The organism is Marinobacter manganoxydans MnI7-9 (genome assembly GCF_000235625.1).
GTDB classification, from domain to species: domain Bacteria; phylum Pseudomonadota; class Gammaproteobacteria; order Pseudomonadales; family Oleiphilaceae; genus Marinobacter; species Marinobacter manganoxydans.
Window position 1 is genome coordinate 60,784 of sequence record NZ_AGTR01000001.1, and the last position, 17,927, is coordinate 78,710.

The following is a 17,927-nucleotide window of genomic DNA, read 5'->3' on the forward strand; positions in this document are numbered from 1 at the left end:
CCCGTGGAGGCCACACCTGCAATGTCACGGTATTTTACATTGGTCACGGGCAAGCCCCGAACCACCGATCCAGAACGACGAGCCATGCCGCATTTCCTTTAATGCCAGCTTTTTATCGACAACGGTCATCTCGACGCTGCCTGAACATGCTGTGTTCAGCGGCACCGCTCCGACCCCCGCGTAACGTGCGGTTACCGTCGGGTGGGGATGACCGTACCGGTGGCGATAGCCAGCGGTATAGATGACCCGATCTGGTCTCAGCACGCGCACCCAGGGTTCGGAAGATGAGGTTTTGCTCCCGTGGTGGGGCGCAACGAGCACGCGAGTCGAAGGAACCTGAACATCCTCTCGGCCAGCCATATAAGCTAGATACTCTGCCTCCACGGGTTCGGTAATATCTCCCGGCAAGAGCCACTCAGTTCCGGAGTCAGGGTGGTAGATACGCAACACACAGGAAGCGTCGTTACCCTCTTGTGCGCCCTCACTCTGCCAGAACTCGAGGACCAATCCTCCCAGCCTTTCTTCAGCCTGTTTGCAGGCTTGCACAGGCAGTTCGCCAACCTGCTGTCTGACCGCCGCAGGCTCACCAGCAATGACACGGCCGACACTGACGTTCCGGGAAAGCTCCGAGATGCCACCGGCATGATCGCTGTCGGCGTGGCTGATCACGAGGGTGTCAATTCGCTTGATTCCTTCAGCCGCCAGATTGGGCAAAAGCGTGGATTCGACGGCCGAAAACACGTCGGGCACGGCAGGACCGGTATCGTAGACAAGAACCTCGCGCCCGTGTCGGACCAGAACTGAAAGGCCCTGCCCAACATCCCATACCCTTACAACTGGCACTGCCACGTACGAATTCCTTTCGGAAGAAGGAGCCGGATACACCAGCCAAAACACCGCAGAAAGGACCGCCACAAGCCGGAACATGGCGAAAGGCATACACAATACCGCGACGCTCAGCAACGCCCAGCCAAACAGCTCCGGGACACCAGCCCGGATGTCCGGCGCCTGCCACTGCGCAAGCCACATGAGCAATTGCCACAGAACACCGAGGGTTAGATCGAATATTGGCAGGAACAGCTGGGCGGCGCCTGGAACTACGGCGGCAAGCAACCCACCCGCGACAAGCACTGGCATAACTACAAGGGATACCCAGGGAATCGCGACCAGGTTGGCCAACAAACCTGCCAGGGGCTGGCCCTGCCCCAGTATTTCGAGGATTGGCCATAATCCGCCAAAAACCGCGAGCTGGGCCAGGACGAGTCCTCTCAGCCACCCGGTTCCAGCCAGTCGCGACGAGAATACAGTGATCAGGGTGGCAACCGCAGCGAACGAAAGCCAGAATCCCTGGTCCAGGGGCGCGAAAGGGTCCAGCACAAGAACGGCAGCCAACGCGGCCAGGAAAACGTGCCAGACCGGGGCCTGACGACTCATCAGTACCAGCCACCCACCGGCCACAACCATCACCAGAGCCCTCTGGGTTGGAACGGTAAATCCCGCCGCCAGGGCATAAACGAGACCGCAGAGGATAACGGCCAGGAAGGCAAACCAACGCCTTGAGCTATCGCTGACTATCTGTGCCGGAAAAGTCAGCAACAGTCGCCGGCACAGAAACCCTGCCCCCAGGGCGATCAGACCCAGGTGCAGGCCCGATATGGCAACCAGGTGAATGGTGCCGGTCGCCTTGAGCACATCCCAGTGCTTCTGTTCCATGTGGCCGCGATGACCTATGAGCAACGAAGAAACCAGCGGAAAATGACGGGCACCGCCAAATTGCTCGATGGTCCATTGGTGAAGCAAACGATGCAGCTTCCGGTACTGGCAATGGACGAAACACCCGACATCCCGGTCAACCTTCACGCTACGAATGCTGCCCGTGGCCCGGTAGCCCTTGCGAAACAGCCAGTCCTCGTAGCGAAAGCCCGCGGGGTTCAGGGAGCCGTGGGGGCGCTTGAGCACAACTTCCAGCCGCAAACGTTGGCCCGGGAGCCGCTCCATTCCGTGACCGTACCAGGACAACCTGAGCAGGTCCGGCATCCTTGCTTCCTCTCGGGTCGGGATGGGAAGGTTGTGCCACTGGGTGACACAGAAACTGAAACGTAAACTATTGAAGCTACCGGGCGAAGGAATATCACATACGTATCCCGAGACAGAGAGACGCTCGCGTTCCAGGCTTGCCGGCAGAACCGTTGAAAGCCGGTCACTGGCATGCCACGAGGCCCAGGAGAGTCCGACGATGAGGCCAAGAGCAGATACGAATGCGGAGCTGGCAAAGGTCGGGGAAACGCAGATCCGGCCTAAGGCCAGCAGTGGTATCGCGGCTATCAACCACGTGGGAGGTGGCAGTATCGACAACCAATACAGTAAGATAACGCCACAAGAGAAGGCGATAACGCCCAGCGCTGCGGAACCGGAGTCGCCCGAAGGGCCCACCGGTCTGTTGATACTTCCGGACAATCCTTGTCCTCCTGTATGTCACAAACACCGGCAACATCCGATGAGCCGGTCTACTAACTCCGTCTAAAGGCAGAACTTCCAATGCCAAAGAAGTTCATGAAACGCTATCTGCCCTCACCAGAGAAGGTGCAAGCGATGCAGTCGCTGAGCTTTCTGGGCGATATCCTTCATGAACCGAACCTGTGGCACATCAACCGTCATAGTGTTGCGCGGGCCTTTCTCGTCGGCATCTGGTTCTGCTTTATTCCCATGCCCTTCCAGATGCTCGCGGCGGCCTTTTTTGCCATCTGGTTCAATGCCAACCTGCCGCTTTCAGTAGTCCTGGTATGGATCAGCAACCCTGTAACCATGCCGCCGATGTTCTATTTCAACTACAAGATTGGCGCCTGGGCTCTGGATCGGCCTGTACTCAGTTTTGATTTTGAGCTCTCGTGGTCCTGGATCAGCGAGCGGCTGCTGGATATCGGCATTCCCCTCTATCTCGGGTCCCTGGTGGTCGCAACGGTCTCCGCTTGCGTGGCCTACCTGATTATCCAGTATCTGTGGCGCCGGAAAATTCGCTCTGACTGGCAGGTGCGACGCACCGCACGACTCAGACGCCGTCGTGAGGCTGATCAGGCTTCCTGAATCAGGCGACCCTGCTCAAGCCGCATAACACGCCCCAGGCTTCTGGCCATTTTCATGTCATGGGTGACCATGACAAAGGCAATACCCAGCTGATCCCTCAATGACTCGATCAGCGCCTGCACCCCTTCTCCAGTATGTTCATCCAGGTTGCCCGTCGGTTCGTCCATCAGAACACAGTCCGGTTCGTTGACCAGTGCCCGGGCAATGGCCACCCTCTGGCGTTCGCCACCGGACAGCTCACCGGGTTTGTGATCCAGCCGCTCGGCAAGCCCAACCCGCTGCAGCAGGCTGGCTGCCTTTTCCCTCGACCTTGATACCGCCATACCGCCCAACGCACACGGCATCATCACGTTTTCCAGAGCGGTGAACTCCGGCAACAGGTGATGGAACTGATAGACAAACCCGAGATGGGCATTCCGGAACCGGGCGCGCCGTCCCTCGGAAAGCCGGTGAATGTCTTCGCCACAAATGGAAATCTGGCCGGAAGATGGCTTGTCGAGCCCCCCCAATAAGTTGAGCAACGTGGTTTTTCCGGCACCACTGCTGCCCACTATGGCAACCGTCTCCCCCTGTGCGACTTCGAGCGAGATATCCGAAAAAATGGTGAGCTTGCCGAGACCCTCGTTATAGGTCCGGGTCACCTGACGGCAGTCTATTACCAGGGCAGAGTGTGCCATTGCGGATTGTTCCTTACTCATAACGAAGCGCCTCCGCCGGATCCACCCTGGAGGCCCGCCAGGCCGGATAAATCGTTGCCAACAGACTCATGGCGAGGCCGGCGCCACTGATGATAAACACGTCCTGCCATTGCAGCTGGGAAGGCAGATAGCTGATGAAGTAAACGTCCGCGCTCAGGAACTGGTGGCCGAGCGCTCCCTCCAGCCAGGAAATAAAGGCACTGATGTTGAGCGCTCCGAAAACGCCCAGCGCCGTGCCAACAATGGTTCCGAAGATACCGATGACCGCCCCCTGAACAATGAAGATCCGCATGATGCGTCCCGGTGTTGCCCCCATGGTCCTGAGGATGGCGATGTCACCGGTTTTATCGGTAACCACCATCACCAACGTGGACACGATATTGAATGCAGCGACAGCCACGATAAACATCAGCAGAAGGCCGATCATGGTTTTCTCCATGCGGATGGCCTGGAACAGGTTGCCGTGGGTTCGGGTCCAGTCGGATACGTAATACCGGCCGCCCAGCGACTCAGCAGCCTGCTGCGACACCCTGGGAGCGGCAAAAAGGTCATCCACCAGCAGGCGAATACCCTCGGCTTTGCCCCCGGTCCGCATGAGCTTGGCGGCATCATCCATGTGAATCAGGGTGTAATTGCCATCCAGTTCTGCCCCGACACTGAAGATGCCTTTGACCGTGAACCTTTTGAGCCTGGGCAGGACCCCGGCCGGCGTAACCGAGGCTTCCGGCAGGACCACGGTTACCTTGTCACCGATCTGAAGACGCAGGCTGGCCGCCATCAACCGACCGATGATGATGCCGAATTCACCAGAAACCAGATCGTTGAGACTGCCTTCGACCATGTGGTTTTCAATGATGGAGACCGTTCGTTCCTCCTCCGGGAGAATGCCGTTAAGCACGACCCCGCGAACATTTCCACCGCCGGTAACCATACCCTGCCCCTGTATGAAAGGCGCAGCAGCCAGCACGCGGGGGTGCTGCTGCATCTTCGCGTCGATTGATTGCCAGTCGTCGAGCGGCCCGGCGCCCTGAATGGTAGCGTGGGGCACCATCCCGAGAATTCTCTGCTTGAGCTCCCGATCGAAACCGTTCATGACCGAGAGCACGATGATCAGAACCGCAACTCCCAGCATCAGCCCGATTATGGAGGTCAGGGAAATAAAGGAAATGAAGTGATTGCGGCGTTTGGCGGCCGTGTAACGCAAGCCAATATAGAATGATAAGGGTCTGAACATTGAGAGGTGCCTGTTGCTACCTTCCGGTCTGTCGTGGTCTGGTTTTCCCGGGTACCTTCCAGCACGACGGGAAACTGCTAAACTGTTCTGTACCAAATAAAAAATCAGCCTTCCGGAGCCGCGATGCAGTCGTCCGACATCCCCAACGAACCGGTGGACTATTCACCCGAACGGCGGGACTTTTTCCGCATTGAAGACCGGATCGGCCTGGAGATCCGCAAGCTGGCGCCTGGCACCGCAATGGAAGAAGATGCCTTCGACGGCGACCATCTTGAGAGCCTGAAAGCTGAATTCAGGCGGCTGGATCAGGACGTTAAATCCCAGCTTGCCAGCCTTGCCGACAAAGACCGGCTGCTTACCGGACTGATCAAATCCCTGAACGGCAAGCTGGACACGCTTGCGCGCATTATGGCCTTTGAGCAAAATCCGTTGCAACCTGAGGACTGGCAGGAAGTAACCCTGAGCGAGGGTGGGCTGTCGTTCTTTAGCAGCACCCCTGCCTGGCAGCCGGGAGACCGGCTCGCTGTTCGAATGACCCTCCCACCCGAACTTTTCCAGCCCCGCGCAGTTGCCCGAGTTATTGAGGTACACCCCGATTCGTCAGGCGGAGCAAGGGTCCACACCGAATTCGCCCGGATTGAGGACAGCGATCGCCAGCAAATCGCACGACATGTGATGCGGTGGCAGATTCGACAGCGTCAAAAGGAGTAGACTGGGGAAAAACGAGTGACTTTTGCTAATCTTTTTCGGATATTACGCTTTATCCATGTCCTCCCGAGGACATCAGTTTTCATGGAGACCCATCAATGAGAAAGCAAACTACCCTGTTCGGCGCACTGGCAGTGACTGCCACACTGGCCCTTTTCCCGATGATGTCCGCGGTAGCTGAAGAAGTCCGCGTGCCAGTTGGCACCCAGGCCGATCGCGACCAGGCCAGCTTCCCCGGCTCTGGCATGAGCCAGTCATCAGTGCGCGCTTCCTGGGGTGCACCCGTGGAAATTGAAGGTCCCGTGGGCCAGCCACCGATCACCCAGTGGCACTATCAGGGCTTTATCGTGTATTTCGAAGGCGACCGGGTTATCCATACCGTTCTCAAGCCGAATCGCTGAAGGCCCGAGGGGCCTTTCCAGGCTGGAAATTCCCTTCCCATGTCCTGACGTTCAACCAATCGTTGGTTAGAATGGCGTCTTTTATGATTCAAGGTGACGTAGTGACAACCAAACGAGTGTTGCCCGCAGAGTGGGCGCCCCAGAGTGCCGTCATGCTGACCTGGCCCCACCCGGGAACCGACTGGGCAGGCCTGATCGACGAAGTTGAACCGGTGTTCCTCGACATCGCGAAAGCCGTACTCCCACACGAACACCTTGTTATCAGTTGCGAACACGTAGTCCGCCTGCAGGAGCTAGAACGGGACCTCAATCGGTACGCCGCGGACAACGGTTTTCCGGGCCGCGTGAGATCGGTTCCGGCACCGGCGAATGACACCTGGACCCGCGACCATGGCCCCATCACCATTCTCACCGACGAAGGGCCGACACTGCTGGATTTCAGGTTCAACGCCTGGGGCGGAAAGTTCCCCTGGGAAAAGGACGATGCGTTAAATAATCACCTTTTCAATGCTGGCATCTTCGGCACAACCGGGATGCAGCAGGTCGGTTTTGTGCTGGAAGGGGGTTCATTTGAATCGGATGGTGAAGGCACCCTGCTGACCACATCCGAGTGCCTGCTGACGCCCACCCGAAATCCGGCCATGGATCGCACGGCGATTGAACAGCTGCTTTCCGAGGTGCTGGGAATCCGGCGGATTCTCTGGCTCAACCACGGCTATCTTGCCGGGGATGACACCGACAGCCACATCGATACCCTCGCCCGATTTTGCGCCCCGGATCACATCTGCTACGTGAGTTGCCCAGATGTGGCGGATGAACACTACAGCGCGTTGGCGGCCATGGAGGAGGAACTTCAGGAGTTCCGCCAGGCCGACGGCGCCCCCTACAAGCTGACGCCTCTGCCCTGGCCTGATGCCATTCATGATGAGGATGGTGAGCGTCTTCCGGCCACCTATGCCAACTTCCTGATCATCAACGAAGCGGTTTTGCTTCCCGTTTACGGCGTTGATCAGGATCAGGACGCCATTGCTGTCATGAAAGAGATCTTTCCGACAAGAGCAATAGTGCTGATCAATTGCCGGCCCTTGATTCGTCAGCATGGCAGCCTTCACTGTGTAACCATGCAAATTCCGGCCGGAGTAGTCAGTTGATGAGCAGTGAGTTGCGCAAAAGCCAAATCAATGTTGCCGCCATCCAGCAGGCCTGTAGCAGCGACAAGGCCGCCAGCCTCGCCACTACCGAAAAACTGGTTCGTGAGGCCGTAGCCAGTGGCGCCAACCTGGTGATCCTCCAGGAACTTCACGCCACCTTATATTTCTGCCAGACCGAGGAAACGTCTGTTTTCGAGCTGGCAGAGCCGATTCCCGGTCCTACCAGCAAGCGCCTGTCTGACCTGGCCCGGGAACTGGGTATTGTGCTGGTTGGATCCATTTTCGAACGTCGTATGAACGGCGTGTACCACAACACGGCGGTCGTATTTGAGAAAGACGGCTCCCTGGCAGGGCTGTACCGGAAAATGCACATTCCGGACGACCCGGGGTTCTATGAAAAATTCTACTTCACGCCCGGTGACGCCCAGTTCAACGATGGCCGCAGCGGTTTCACGCCTATCGATACGTCTGTCGGCAGGCTCGGCGTGCTGGTGTGCTGGGACCAGTGGTACCCCGAGGCCGCAAGGCTGATGGCCCTGGCTGGCGCCGAGATCCTGATCTACCCAACTGCGATCGGCTGGGATGTAACGGATGACCCCGATGAACAGGCGCGTCAACTGGACGCCTGGGTCACCGTGCAAAGGGGCCATGCCGTTGCCAACAACCTGCCAGTCGTGGCTCCGAACCGGGTAGGCACCGAACCCGACCCCTCCGGGCACAGCGACGGCATCCGTTTCTGGGGCAACAGTTTTATCTGTGGCCCGCAGGGTGAGTTGCTAGCCCGGGGCGATGACAGCTCCGAATGTATCCTTGCCGTCACCCTGGATCGCAACCGCAGTGAATCGGTTCGCCGTATCTGGCCGTATTTGAGAGATCGCCGAATAGACGCCTACGGCGACATCCTCAAACGCGTAAGGGACTGAGCCCCGAATGAAAAAACTGGTCGATACCGTAGTCAGCGAACTGAACCAGATACTCCTGGGCAAAGACCAACAGGTACGCCTTGCCCTCTGCGGGCTTCTGGCCCGGGGGCACCTGCTGATCGAAGATATCCCCGGCATGGGCAAAACCACTCTTTCTCATGCCCTGGCCAAGGTGATGGGGCTGACGTACCAGCGCATCCAGTTCACCAACGACCTGCTTCCGGCGGATGTGCTGGGTTACTCCATGTACGACAAACAGGCCGGCAGCCTCGTATTCCACCCCGGCCCGATCTTTGCCCAGGTGGTGTTGGCTGATGAAATCAACCGGGCATCACCGCGAACGCAGAGCGCTCTGCTCGAAGCCATGGAAGAACGGCAAGTGTCCATCGAGGGCGAGACCCGGCCACTGCCCCATCCGTTCTTCGTGATTGCCACCCAGAATCCCATCGAGCAGGGCGGCACCTATCCCCTGCCCGAGTCCCAACTGGACCGGTTCCTTATGCGTCTTCGCCTCGGCTATCCGGACCCGCGGGCCGAGCGGGAGCTGCTGGAGGGCGAAGACCGTCGTGCCATGACTGAAAAGCTGCCGACCCTGCTCTCCCAGGCCGACCTGAAAACCCTGCAGGAAGGCGTTACCCGGATAACCGCCAGCCCGGCTCTTCTGGATTACGTGCAGCGGTTGCTGGAACAGAGCCGGAGAATGCCCGGCCTTCTGTACGGGCTTTCGCCCCGGGCGGGATTGGGACTGGTGCGGGCCGCCAAAGCCTGGGCCCTGATGGAGGGGCGTAATCACGTGCTGCCTGACGACATCCAGGCCGTGTTCCCTGCAGTGGCGGCCCACCGTCTCGAACAGGGCGAGTCCGGAAAAAGTGCGGAAAGGGTTCGTCAGCTGTTGGCAACTGTCTCTGTGCTTGAGTAAATAGCAAGGTTTTATAAGCGGAATTGGCCAAAACGAATGGCAGACCGCGCCTTTCATGTTAGCCTTTGCCCCTTTCCCCGAAGCGTCTGGCCCTGAAACCGGGGCCCGGCAACGTACGGCTTTTTCAGTGAGAGAATTCCCAATGAGCGACACCAAACATTCCCGACTGATCATCCTCGGTTCCGGCCCCGCAGGTTACACCGCTGCCGTTTACGCAGCGCGCGCCAACCTGAACCCGACCCTGATTACCGGTATTGAAGTCGGCGGCCAGCTCACCACCACCACCGACGTCGACAACTGGCCCGGCGACAACGACGGCGTTCAGGGCCCGGAGCTCATGCAGCGCATGCTCAAGCACGCCGAACGCTTCGAAACCAGCATCGTCTACGACACCATCAACGAAGCCGACCTCCGTAACCGCCCATTCCGCCTCAAGGGCGATGGCGGCGAGTACACCTGCGACGCCCTGATCATTGCTACCGGCGCCTCCGCCATGTATCTCGGACTCGAGTCTGAAGAGAAATTCAAAGGCCAGGGCGTCTCCGCCTGCGCCACCTGCGACGGTTTCTTCTACAAGAAGCAAAAAGTTGCCGTTATTGGCGGCGGTAACACCGCGGTCGAAGAGGCTCTGTACCTCTCCAACATTGCCGACGAAGTGACCCTGGTGCACCGCCGCGACAGCCTGCGTGCCGAAAAGATCCTCCAGGACAAACTGTTTGAAAAGGCCGAAAACGGCAACGTCAAGATCGTCTGGGACCACACCCTCGACGAAGTCCTGGGCGACGGCACCGGCGTCACCGGTATGCGCATCAAAAGCACCAAAGACGACTCCACCCAGGAAATGGACCTGGCCGGCGTATTCATCGCCATCGGCCACAAACCCAACACCGACCTGTTCCAGGGCCAGTTGGACATGGAGAACGGCTATATCCGCATCCGCTCCGGCCTCGAAGGCATGGCCACCCAGAGCAGCATTCCCGGCGTATTCGCCGCCGGCGACGTAGCCGACCACGTCTACCGCCAGGCCGTCACCTCCGCCGGCTTCGGCTGCATGGCCGCCCTGGATGCGGAAAAGTTTCTGGATCAGCAAGACTGATTGTGCTTGAGTAAAGAAAAGGAACGCGAACTCAAAAGTTTGCGAAGGTCGGTGGGAGCCGCCTTCTGAAACTGTGCGGAGCCATGGATGGCGGAGCCAAGCGTACAAGGACGTATTCACAGCGTGTTTCAGAAGGCGGCTCCCACCGGCCGGTACTCTGTAAAATAGAACCGAAACATTGCAGTAATTGCCGGAGAAGGATGACCTCACTACCCTGGCTAGACCCGGACCAACTCTGGTTCCCCCCCGCCAACGAAGCCCTGGACGACCCGGACGGCCTTCTCGCCCTCGGCGGCGACCTTTCCACTGAGCGACTCATACTGGCCTACCGGAACGGCATCTTCCCCTGGTACAGCGACGACCAGCCCATTTTGTGGTGGTCACCGAATCCGCGGTGTGTCCTTTTTCCGAACGAAATCCACGTTTCACGGAGCCTGCGCCGGACCCTGAACCAACAACGCTTCCAGGTAACCGCAGACAGACACTTCGGACGAATCATCCGCCTGTGCGCCTCAACCCGTGCCGAAGGTACCTGGATTACCGAGGAAATGATTGCCAGCTACTCAGAGCTGCATCGCATGGGCGTCGCCCACTCCATCGAAATCTGGAACCAGCGTGGTGAATTGGCTGGTGGCATGTACGGACTGGCAATTGGCCGGTGTTTCTTCGGTGAATCCATGTTTTCTCTGGAAACCAACGCGTCCAAAGTTCTCATGGTTCACCTGGCGCACCAGTTACAGCTCTGGGGCTACCGGATCATGGATTGCCAGGTAGAGAGCCGGCACCTGCTTACCATGGGCGCACGGACTATTCCACGGGAAGAGTTTTTATCTATACTCAGGATGACCATCGATCAGAAACCGGATCAGACCGACTGGACCTTCCTATGGCGTTGGCCCGGGCCGGAGGAGTGAATGAGCAATCTCAGAACCCTGGTGTTCTTCGCGACACCACCGCACGATTGCAGCTACCTGCCAGACCGCGAGGCCACCACCATGTTTGTGGATCCGCGGGCTCATATCGACAAAAAGCTTTACAGCCAACTCACGGCTCTCGGCTTTCGCCGCAGCGGATCCCACTACTACCGCCCTCACTGTGAGCAGTGCAATGCCTGCATACCAGTTCGGTTGAAAGTTGATGATTTCAAGCCGGACAGAAGCCAGCGGCGGGTTCTCCGCAAAAACAAGGATTTGCAGTGCACCATGGTGCCCGCCACCTTTGCGGAGAGGTATTACCAGCTCTACGCCAATTACATCGAACAAAGGCACAAGGACGGCGATATGTACCCGCCGACCCGGGAACAGTTCACCTCGTTTCTGGTAGAAGGCGCAACCGATTCCTGGTTTCTGGAAATCCACCAGGGCGAACGGCTGGTAGGACTGGCAGCCGTCGATCTTCTGGACGATGGCCTTTCGGCCATCTATACAGTTTTCGATCCTGATCTGGAGGACCGCAGCCTGGGCACCTTCGCAATCCTCTGGCAAATTGAGGAAGCCCGCCGCAGGGGGCTTCCCCACCTGTACCTTGGTTACTGGATCAAGCAGTGCCGAAAAATGAATTACAAAACACGCTTCCGACCCATCGAAGCACTGAGAGACGGGCACTGGCGTGAACTGGACGCAGGCTAACTTTGCCAAACGCCGATAAATCAGGCAGAATTGCGCAATTTAGAATCACCAGAAGCATATTCAAACGAGGTTTCTACTGAATGCCGAAATCAGATGCCATTGAAATGGAAGGCGTTATTATCGATACCCTTCCAAACACCATGTTCCGCGTTGAGCTGAGCAACGGTCATGTTGTGACAGCCCATATCTCCGGAAAGATGCGCAAGAACTACATCCGCATCCTGACAGGTGACAAGGTCAAGGTTGAGCTGACTCCCTATGACCTGAGCAAGGGCCGGATCGTATATCGCGCCCGTTGATGCTCCCATGACATCTGAAAGCCCCTTCGGGGGCTTTTTTCGTCAGGGCACAAAAAAACCGCTGCCGGTTACCCGGCCAGCGGTTTTTCTTTAATCGAGCCTGTCTCAGACCGCCTCTGCAGGCTCGTCCTCGTACTCGAATACCAGCTCGTCATCCCGCAGGTGGATGAAGACATCCCCGCCTTTCTCTGAAAGGCGCCCGAACAGGATCTGCTCGGCCAGCGGCCGCTTGATCTTGTCCTGGATCAGGCGGGACATGGGGCGGGCGCCCATGGTGACGTCATAGCCCTTCTCGGCCAGCCAGGCCTTCGCCTCGTCATCCACATGCAGAACCACATGCTTCTCATCCAGCTGCGCCTGCAGCTCGGTGAGGAACTTGTCAACCACGTGGGTGATGGTATCGATCTGCAGGTCGCCGAACTGGATGATACCGTCCAGGCGATTGCGGAATTCCGGCGTGAAGGTCTTGCTGATAATTTCCATGCCGTCGGTGCTGTGATCCTGCTCGCTGAAGCCAATAGAGCGACGAGCCATGCTCTCGGCACCAGCGTTGGTGGTCATTACCAGAATCACGTGGCGGAAATCTGCCTTGCGGCCGTTGTTATCGGTCAGCGTACCGTGATCCATGACCTGCAACAGGAGGTTGAACACTTCCGGATGGGCCTTCTCGATCTCGTCCAGCAGCAGGACACAGTGCGGATGCTTGTTCACCGACTCGGTCAACAGGCCACCCTGATCGTACCCAACGTAGCCCGGAGGCGCACCGATCAGCCGTGATACGGTGTGCCGCTCCATATACTCCGACATGTCAAAGCGTACCAGTTCGATACCCAGAACCTTGGCCAACTGCTTGGTAACCTCGGTTTTACCGACACCGGTCGGCCCTGCGAACAGGAAGGCACCCTCTGGCTTCTCGGGGGCCTTGAGCCCGGCGCGAGCCAGCTTGATAGCAGTGGACAGCGATTCGATGGCCGGATCCTGACCAAAGACCGTCATCTTCAGATCCCGCTCCAGATTCCGCAGCAGATCCTTGTCGCTGGTAGACACGTTCTTCGGTGGGATACGGGCAATATTTGCAACCACATCCTCGATCTCGGTGACATCAACGGTCTTCTTACGCTTGCCTTCCGGCTGCAGCCGCTGGCGCGCGCCCGCCTCGTCAATGACGTCAATCGCCTTGTCCGGTAGGTGACGATCAGTAATGTAACGGTCGGACAGCTCTGCAGCCACCCGAAGCGCCTTGTCGGTGTATTTGAGATCGTGGTGCTTTTCAAAATTCGGCTTGAGGCCCTTCAGGATCTGGTAGGTGTCCTCAACACTGGGCTCGTTCACATCGATTTTCTGGAAACGGCGCGCCAGGGCACTGTCTTTCTCGAAAATACCCCGGAACTCCTGGAACGTTGTAGAGCCAATGCACCGGATTTCACCCGAACTGAGCATGGGCTTCAACAGATTCGACGCATCCATCACGCCGCCGGAGGCAGAGCCCGCTCCGATAATGGTGTGGATCTCATCGATGAACAGGATCGCGTGGTTTTCTTTCTTGAGTTCGGCAAGCAGACCTTTCAGACGCTTTTCGAAATCGCCGCGATACTTGGTTCCTGCCAACAGGGCACCCAGATCCAGCGAGTAGACCACCGCATCGGAAATAATATCGGGGACCTGTCCGTCGACGATACGCTTGGCGAGCCCCTCTGCGATGGCGGTTTTGCCAACCCCGGCCTCGCCGACCAGCAGCGGATTGTTCTTCCGGCGGCGTACAAGGATCTGCACCACCCGCTCGACTTCGTGTTCACGGCCGATCAGCGGATCAATGCGGCCCTGACGGGCCTGCTCGTTCAGGTTGGTGGCGTAGCTTTCAAGCGGCTTGGATTGTCCGCCTTCCTCGCCAGCCTCCTCGCCAGCCTCCTCGTGGGACGCCTGATCGTGACTTTCCTGATCTTCTGCGCCCTGAACCCTGGAAATGCCGTGGGAAACAAAGTTGACCACATCAATGCGGGCGATGCTCTGTTTCTTGAGCACATACACCGCCTGGCTTTCCTGTTCACTGAAGATGGCCACCAGCACATTGGCACCGGTTACCTCTTTCTTGCCCGAGGACTGCACATGGAACACAGCCCTTTGCAGGACTCGCTGGAACCCCAGTGTTGGCTGGGTCTCGCGCTCACTGTCGCTGCTCGGAATCAAAGGTGTGGTGGAGTCCACGAATTCGACAAGCTCTTCCTGAAGCCGCTTGAGGTCTGCACCACAGGCTTTCAGGACGCCCACTGCCGATTCATTATCCAGTAGGGCCAGCAACAAATGCTCCACAGTCATGAACTCATGACGCTTGTCCCGGGCATTCTTGAAGGCCGTATTCAGCGTAATTTCTAGATCTTTGCTCAGCATGGGCCACCCCAACGTCTATCAGTCCGCACGTTCAATCTCGCAAAGGAGCGGATGTTCGCATTCCGAAGAATACTGGTTCACCTGTGCCGCCTTTGTTTCCGCGATGTCCCGGGTATATACCCCGCATACAGCTTTTCCCTGTGTATGGACGAGCAGCATCACCTGCGTCGCCTTTTCTTCATTCATTCCGAAGAACTTCATCAACACATCGACCACAAAATCCATGGGCGTGTAATCATCGTTCAGAAGCACCACCCTGTATCGCGCCGGGCGCTTGAGAGCGGGCTTCTCGGGAGCAACGCTGAGGTCATCCTGTCGCCCCGGTTGTTCGTCCTCCCCCTGATTGAATACTAGTAGAGAATTTTCGATAGTCCGCATCATTCCTTACCGGTTTATCGGTGCCCTTGTTAAATGTGGATGTCCGCCCCGGGGTTTTCAAGCGGGGCATGAGATATTTATCAATACGAACATGATACCGCTTCCAGACTGCGTTCAACCACACATTCCCGGCATAGAAACTATTGACTCACCGCAATGATTGGCCGAAAGTTAAGTTGCAATGTAAAATAATGTAAATCCATGCAAGGTTTGTGTAACAGGATTCGGACCGACTGTGCGACGGCGCCGATAGGCACACAGAGAATTAACAAGAATAGAGACAGCAAAAGAACAGGGGAGTTCATCATGCCAAGAGGCAAGGTCAAGTGGTTCAACAATGCCAAAGGGTACGGATTCATCATCGAGGATGGCTGCAGTGACGACCTGTTTGCGCACTTCTCTTCGGTGCAAATGGACGGTTACAAGACCTTAAAAGCCGGCCAGGCCGTAACCTTCGACAAAAAGCCCAGCGACAAGGGCATTCACGCAGTCAACATCGTTCCCGACGAGCTGCCTGCCAGCAAGGCGCAAACTGACGCCAGCACCGACTCTGCCGGACAATCCGGCCAGCAGGAATCAGGCAGGGACGGCTATCCGCCCCGTGCAGTCAACGCCTGACCTGTTCTGGTAACGCAAAATCACACCCACCGGTCGTCTGCTGGTGGGGGTCTCTTTTTTTGTCCTTCAAAACGTCGGGTGACAGGTCCCCCTGGGCGGTGGCGCCCGCCCTACTTTGCCAGCCTTCCTGTTTGCAGTACGCTGCACTGCTCAAAGACAGCGGATATCCGGGAAAGTCCTTCGCATGGCAGAACTCGTGCTTTTCAATAAACCCTTTCATGTTCTGAGCCAATTCACAGACGATGGCGCTTCCGGAAGTAAACCACCTCGCGCTACCCTGGCAGATTACGTACGCATCCCGGGCATTTATCCGGCGGGACGTCTGGACTACGATTCCGAGGGCCTGCTCCTTCTGACCGCGGAAGGCTCCCTCCAACACCGCATAGCGTCACCATCACTGAAGATGCCAAAGACCTATTGGGTGCAGGTAGAAGGAAACATTTCTGAAGAAGCACTGAGACACCTGGCTACCGGCGTGCAACTCAAGGATGGTCTGACCCGGCCGGCAAAAGCCGACAGAATGCCTGCCCCGGCGGTCTGGCCGAGAGTGCCTCCGGTGCGACATCGGGATAACATTCCGACGAGCTGGGTTGAACTGACGATAACCGAGGGCAAAAACCGGCAGGTACGTCGAATGACCGCTGCCGTCGGGTTTCCGACCCTTCGCCTGATCCGGTACCGGATTGGTGACTGGACCCTTGACGGCCTCGAATCGGGAGCCCATCGAACGGTCACCGTCAATCTACCCGCTTCACCAAAACCAACCCGCCGCGGCAACGCCGCTGGCGCCCGAACCAGGAGAAACCGGAAATCATGACCTGGACACCCCATGCTACCGTGGCCGTTATAGTCGAGGATGAAGCCGGCCGTTACCTGATGGTTGAAGAGATCAGCGGCGGCAAGGTTGTTTTCAACCAGCCGGCTGGCCATATCGAAGAAGATGAAGCCATTCTGGATGCCGTCCGACGGGAAACCCTTGAAGAGACGGGCTGGAACATAGAGCCCATACACTTCCTTGGCATTTACACCTACAAGGCTCCGGCCAACGGCGTTACCTACTATCGTTTCTGCTACGCTGCGCGTGCTGGCGACCGGGTTACTGAACAGCTGGACGATGGCATCATCGCCGCCCACTGGCTCACCCTGGATGAAATCCGCGCGCTGGGGGACAAACTGCGCAGTCCGCTGGTCATCCAGTGCATAGAAGATTACCGAAACGGCCGGCGATACCCGCTGGACGTGGTGGTGGACGCGCAGACGACACCCTCGGAAAGATGATAAACTCGCGGTTTTTTAGCCGGTAACGAAGCTGTCATGACCAACGCACCCGAAGCCTCCTCTCCAAACAGTAACGCCAACACGCGTGTGATCGTCGGCATGTCCGGCGGCGTGGATTCTTCAGTGGCCGCCTGGCTTCTGAAAGACCAGGGCTACCAGGTTGAAGGCCTGTTCATGAAAAATTGGGACGAGGATGACGGCACCGAGTACTGCACAGCCATGACAGATCTGGCCGACGCCCAGGCCGTTGCCGATGCCATCGGCATCAAACTGCACACCGCCAGTTTTGCGGCCGAGTACTGGGACCGGGTTTTTGAGCACTTCCTCTCTGAATATCAGGCCGGACGAACACCCAATCCGGATATTCTTTGTAACAAAGAAGTGAAATTCCGGGCTTTTCTGGACTATGCCATCACCCTTGGTGCCGACTATATTGCAACGGGCCACTACGCCCGGCAACGGCCGATTGCTGGTTCAACGGGCAAGGCCCAACTCCTGAAGGGACTGGATCCGAACAAGGACCAGAGCTATTTCCTGCATGCCGTCTCCGGCGACCGCATTGCGCGGACCCTTTTCCCGGTCGGCGAGCTGGAAAAACCGGAAGTCCGCCGTATTGCCGAGCAACAGGGTTTCGTTACCCATGATAAAAAAGACTCCACCGGTATCTGCTTTATCGGCGAACGCAAGTTCAAAGACTTCCTGAAGCAATACCTTCCGGCCCAGCCCGGCGACATTGAAACACCGGACGGCCAGAAAATTGGCCGGCACCAGGGCCTTATGTATCACACCATCGGCCAGAGACAGGGCCTGGGCATTGGCGGTCTCAGTGAATTCGGGGACGAGCCCTGGTATGTGGCGGAGAAAGACCTCAGCCGCAATGTGCTTGTTGCGGTTCAGGGCAAACACCATCCCCTGCTCTTTTCCCGTGGCCTAGTATCCGGCCCGATCGACTGGGTTGCCGGAGAGGCACCAGCTGGACGTTTCCGCTGCAAGGCCAAGACCCGTTATCGCCAGCCGGATCAGGATTGCCAGGTTCTGTTGATCGACGGCGGTGTCCGCGTCGATTTTGACGACGCCCAGCGGGCTGTCACGCCCGGGCAGTCCGTGGTTTTCTACGACGGCGA

19 protein-coding genes are annotated in these 17,927 nt (G+C 57.8%); 14 read left to right on the plus strand and 5 right to left on the minus strand.

Annotated elements, in window-relative coordinates; translation table 11 throughout:
• Positions 1 to 24: 24 nt before the first annotated feature.
• Positions 25 to 2,433, minus strand: a complete 2,409-nt coding sequence (locus tag KYE_RS00245; protein ID WP_039881748.1) for a DNA internalization-related competence protein ComEC/Rec2 — start codon at positions 2,431 to 2,433, stop codon at positions 25 to 27.
• A gap of 105 nt (positions 2,434 to 2,538) precedes the next feature.
• Between KYE_RS00245 and KYE_RS00250 the strand changes: the two genes are divergently transcribed.
• A complete protein-coding gene (locus tag KYE_RS00250; RefSeq protein WP_008169186.1) occupies positions 2,539 to 3,084 on the plus strand; it encodes a DUF2062 domain-containing protein in 546 nt (181 codons plus the stop codon).
• Here the strand turns inward: KYE_RS00250 and KYE_RS00255 are convergent.
• Positions 3,072 to 3,761, minus strand: coding sequence for an ABC transporter ATP-binding protein (locus KYE_RS00255; protein ID WP_008169187.1), 690 nt, complete (start codon positions 3,759 to 3,761; stop codon positions 3,072 to 3,074). The two genes, KYE_RS00250 and KYE_RS00255, sit on opposite strands and share 13 nt — an antisense overlap.
• Before the next feature lie 13 nt (positions 3,762 to 3,774).
• Positions 3,775 to 5,016 (minus strand): lipoprotein-releasing ABC transporter permease subunit, encoded by a 1,242-nt coding sequence (locus tag KYE_RS00260; protein WP_008169188.1) that lies wholly within the window; start codon positions 5,014 to 5,016, stop codon positions 3,775 to 3,777.
• Positions 5,017 to 5,139: 123 nt separating this feature from the next.
• Here KYE_RS00260 and KYE_RS00265 point away from each other — a divergent pair, with 123 nt between their 5' ends.
• The 9 genes from KYE_RS00265 (at position 5,140) to infA (ending at position 12,141) form a co-directional block, all read left to right on the plus strand.
• On the plus strand, positions 5,140 to 5,727 hold the full coding sequence (locus KYE_RS00265) for a PilZ domain-containing protein (protein WP_008169189.1): 588 nt from the start codon (positions 5,140 to 5,142) through the stop codon (positions 5,725 to 5,727).
• A 95-nt stretch (positions 5,728 to 5,822) separates the two neighbouring features.
• Entirely contained in the window at positions 5,823 to 6,125 is a 303-nt protein-coding gene (locus tag KYE_RS00270; RefSeq protein ID WP_008169190.1) for a hypothetical protein, read from the plus strand.
• 101 nt (positions 6,126 to 6,226) lie between these two features.
• Complete coding sequence (locus tag KYE_RS00275) at positions 6,227 to 7,276, plus strand: agmatine/peptidylarginine deiminase (RefSeq protein WP_227497704.1); 1,050 nt, start codon at positions 6,227 to 6,229, stop codon at positions 7,274 to 7,276.
• Positions 7,276 to 8,199, plus strand: coding sequence for a carbon-nitrogen hydrolase (locus KYE_RS00280; protein WP_008169193.1), 924 nt, complete (start codon positions 7,276 to 7,278; stop codon positions 8,197 to 8,199). The genes KYE_RS00275 and KYE_RS00280 overlap by 1 nt, the downstream gene beginning before the upstream one ends.
• 7 nt (positions 8,200 to 8,206) lie before the next feature.
• Complete coding sequence (locus KYE_RS00285; RefSeq protein ID WP_008169195.1) at positions 8,207 to 9,118, plus strand: AAA family ATPase; 912 nt, start codon at positions 8,207 to 8,209, stop codon at positions 9,116 to 9,118.
• 142 nt (positions 9,119 to 9,260) lie between these two features.
• A complete protein-coding gene (gene trxB, locus KYE_RS00290) occupies positions 9,261 to 10,214 on the plus strand; it encodes a thioredoxin-disulfide reductase (RefSeq protein ID WP_008169196.1) in 954 nt (317 codons plus the stop codon).
• 200 nt (positions 10,215 to 10,414) lie between these two features.
• A complete protein-coding gene (gene aat, locus KYE_RS00295) occupies positions 10,415 to 11,128 on the plus strand; it encodes a leucyl/phenylalanyl-tRNA--protein transferase (RefSeq protein WP_008169197.1) in 714 nt (237 codons plus the stop codon).
• The gene (locus tag KYE_RS00300) at positions 11,129 to 11,842 is read left to right on the plus strand and encodes an arginyltransferase (RefSeq protein WP_008169199.1); all 714 of its coding nucleotides are present in this window, start codon (positions 11,129 to 11,131) and stop codon (positions 11,840 to 11,842) included.
• Between the two features lie 80 nt (positions 11,843 to 11,922).
• Positions 11,923 to 12,141 carry a translation initiation factor IF-1 gene (infA, locus tag KYE_RS00305; protein WP_008169200.1) on the plus strand — a complete coding sequence of 73 codons (219 nt, stop codon included), beginning with the start codon at positions 11,923 to 11,925 and terminating at the stop codon, positions 12,139 to 12,141.
• A 105-nt stretch (positions 12,142 to 12,246) separates the two neighbouring features.
• Here the strand turns inward: infA and clpA are convergent, their stop codons facing one another.
• The gene (clpA, locus tag KYE_RS00310) at positions 12,247 to 14,529 is read right to left on the minus strand and encodes an ATP-dependent Clp protease ATP-binding subunit ClpA (protein ID WP_008169201.1); all 2,283 of its coding nucleotides are present in this window, start codon (positions 14,527 to 14,529) and stop codon (positions 12,247 to 12,249) included.
• Positions 14,530 to 14,547: 18 nt separating this feature from the next.
• Positions 14,548 to 14,907 (minus strand): ATP-dependent Clp protease adapter ClpS, encoded by a 360-nt coding sequence (clpS, locus tag KYE_RS00315; protein WP_008169202.1) that lies wholly within the window; start codon positions 14,905 to 14,907, stop codon positions 14,548 to 14,550.
• Positions 14,908 to 15,213: 306 nt separating this feature from the next.
• Here clpS and KYE_RS22210 point away from each other — a divergent pair, with 306 nt between their 5' ends.
• From KYE_RS22210 to mnmA, 4 genes are all read left to right on the plus strand, one after another.
• The gene (locus KYE_RS22210) at positions 15,214 to 15,525 is read left to right on the plus strand and encodes a cold shock domain-containing protein (protein ID WP_008169203.1); all 312 of its coding nucleotides are present in this window, start codon (positions 15,214 to 15,216) and stop codon (positions 15,523 to 15,525) included.
• A 184-nt stretch (positions 15,526 to 15,709) separates the two neighbouring features.
• Positions 15,710 to 16,342 carry a pseudouridine synthase gene (locus tag KYE_RS00325; RefSeq protein WP_008169204.1) on the plus strand — a complete coding sequence of 211 codons (633 nt, stop codon included), beginning with the start codon at positions 15,710 to 15,712 and terminating at the stop codon, positions 16,340 to 16,342.
• The gene (locus tag KYE_RS00330) at positions 16,339 to 16,803 is read left to right on the plus strand and encodes an NUDIX hydrolase (protein WP_008169205.1); all 465 of its coding nucleotides are present in this window, start codon (positions 16,339 to 16,341) and stop codon (positions 16,801 to 16,803) included. Before KYE_RS00325 ends, KYE_RS00330 begins: the two co-directional genes overlap by 4 nt.
• Before the next feature lie 36 nt (positions 16,804 to 16,839).
• The coding region (mnmA, locus tag KYE_RS00335; RefSeq protein WP_008169207.1) for a tRNA 2-thiouridine(34) synthase MnmA at positions 16,840 to 17,927 on the plus strand (1,088 nt) is incomplete at its 3' end.

What these genes read in the sequence shown, in the direction of transcription:
- KYE_RS00250 (WP_008169186.1), top strand. Translation starts at nt 2,539, where the DNA reads ATGCCAAAGAAGTTCATGAAACGCTATCTGCCCTCACCAGAGAAGGTG.
- KYE_RS00255 (WP_008169187.1), bottom strand. Translation starts at nt 3,761, where the DNA reads ATGGCACACTCTGCCCTGGTAATAGACTGCCGTCAGGTGACCCGGACC.
- KYE_RS00260 (WP_008169188.1), bottom strand. Translation starts at nt 5,016, where the DNA reads ATGTTCAGACCCTTATCATTCTATATTGGCTTGCGTTACACGGCCGCC.
- KYE_RS00265 (WP_008169189.1), top strand. Translation starts at nt 5,140, where the DNA reads ATGCAGTCGTCCGACATCCCCAACGAACCGGTGGACTATTCACCCGAA.
- KYE_RS00270 (WP_008169190.1), top strand. Translation starts at nt 5,823, where the DNA reads ATGAGAAAGCAAACTACCCTGTTCGGCGCACTGGCAGTGACTGCCACA.
- KYE_RS00280 (WP_008169193.1), top strand. Translation starts at nt 7,276, where the DNA reads ATGAGCAGTGAGTTGCGCAAAAGCCAAATCAATGTTGCCGCCATCCAG.
- KYE_RS00285 (WP_008169195.1), top strand. Translation starts at nt 8,207, where the DNA reads ATGAAAAAACTGGTCGATACCGTAGTCAGCGAACTGAACCAGATACTC.
- trxB (WP_008169196.1), top strand. Translation starts at nt 9,261, where the DNA reads ATGAGCGACACCAAACATTCCCGACTGATCATCCTCGGTTCCGGCCCC.
- aat (WP_008169197.1), top strand. Translation starts at nt 10,415, where the DNA reads ATGACCTCACTACCCTGGCTAGACCCGGACCAACTCTGGTTCCCCCCC.
- KYE_RS00300 (WP_008169199.1), top strand. Translation starts at nt 11,129, where the DNA reads ATGAGCAATCTCAGAACCCTGGTGTTCTTCGCGACACCACCGCACGAT.
- infA (WP_008169200.1), top strand. Translation starts at nt 11,923, where the DNA reads ATGCCGAAATCAGATGCCATTGAAATGGAAGGCGTTATTATCGATACC.
- clpA (WP_008169201.1), bottom strand. Translation starts at nt 14,529, where the DNA reads ATGCTGAGCAAAGATCTAGAAATTACGCTGAATACGGCCTTCAAGAAT.
- clpS (WP_008169202.1), bottom strand. Translation starts at nt 14,907, where the DNA reads ATGCGGACTATCGAAAATTCTCTACTAGTATTCAATCAGGGGGAGGAC.
- KYE_RS22210 (WP_008169203.1), top strand. Translation starts at nt 15,214, where the DNA reads ATGCCAAGAGGCAAGGTCAAGTGGTTCAACAATGCCAAAGGGTACGGA.
- KYE_RS00325 (WP_008169204.1), top strand. Translation starts at nt 15,710, where the DNA reads ATGGCAGAACTCGTGCTTTTCAATAAACCCTTTCATGTTCTGAGCCAA.
- KYE_RS00330 (WP_008169205.1), top strand. Translation starts at nt 16,339, where the DNA reads ATGACCTGGACACCCCATGCTACCGTGGCCGTTATAGTCGAGGATGAA.